At 56.6% G+C, this 1054-nt stretch carries 1 protein-coding gene; it reads left to right on the top strand.

What is annotated here, in order from left to right; all coding sequences use genetic code 11:
* The first annotated feature begins 83 nt into the window (after positions 1 to 83).
* A protein-coding gene (locus PY649_RS34760) for an IS630 family transposase (protein WP_285873599.1) occupies positions 84 to 1038 on the top strand; the annotation gives its coding sequence in 2 pieces (ribosomal slippage) (positions 84 to 419 and positions 421 to 1038; 954 coding nt in all).
* The last annotated feature ends 16 nt before the right edge of the window (positions 1039 to 1054 follow it).

Raw genomic sequence — 1054 nt, 5'->3', positions numbered from 1 at the left:
CTAGAGCGTGTCGCAGCTTACGTGATTCAGGATTCCGTTGAAGCTTGCTTTGTGATTCACTTGTGCATGGAAGGAGATCGACCATGGGCAAGCCGCATCCGTTAGAGTTGCGTGTGCGAGTGGTTGCGTTTGTAGAGGAAGGCAATAGCCATCGCGAAGCCGCCCGTCATTTCCGGGTATCGCCGCGGTTCGTCAACAATATGATGATCCTGCACCGGTCGCAGGGCTCGGTGGCGCCGGCCAGGCAGGGCCATGCAGCAGGCGGCGGTAAATTGGCGGCGCATAGCCAATGGATTGTCGCGCGTGTTGCCGTCGATGGCGATGTGACGCTGGACGAATTGTGTTTCGAACTGGCCGGACGCGGTGTGATGGTCCATCGCGCCACGATCGGTCGGTTTCTCCAACGGCTTGGGCTGAGCAATAAAAAAAAGCCTCATGGCCAGCGAACAGCTGCGGCCGGAGATCGCGCAGGCTCGTGACCTGTGGATCAAGCGACGCCGGCGCTTCTTCAACAAAGCATTGGCCCGGCTGATTTTTATCGATGAAACATCGACCAATACCAAGCTGACCAAGCGCACCGGATGGTGTCCCAAAGGCCAGCGCTATCGGACCCATGCGCCATTCGGCAAATGGAGAACTCAAACCTTCATCGCCGGACTGCGATGTCACAGCTTGACTGCGCCGTTCATCGTCGATGCACCGATGAACGGACGGATCTTCGAAGCCTGGATCGAAACTCAACTCGCTCCGACATTGTCGAGGGGCGATGTCGTCATTCTCGACAATGTCGGCTTCCACAAGAGCGAGCGTGCCGCACAACTGGTCAAGGAGCGGGGAGCGTGGCTGCTGTTCTTGCCGGCCTATTCACCCGACCTCAACCCCATCGAGATGGCATTCTCCAAGCTCAAAACCTTACTACGAAAACGCGCCGCACGAAGCTTCGATGCAATAACAAAAGCCCTCGGTGAAATTGTCAGCCTCTTCTCGGTCGACGAATGCCTGAATTTCTTCAGAGCAGCCGGATATGAGGCTGAATAAGTGCGACACGCTTTAG

The organism is Rhizobium mayense, from assembly GCF_030272705.1.
In the GTDB taxonomy this organism is placed as follows: domain Bacteria; phylum Pseudomonadota; class Alphaproteobacteria; order Rhizobiales; family Rhizobiaceae; genus Rhizobium; species Rhizobium mayense.
This window is presented reverse-complemented; position numbering and strand designations above follow the sequence as displayed.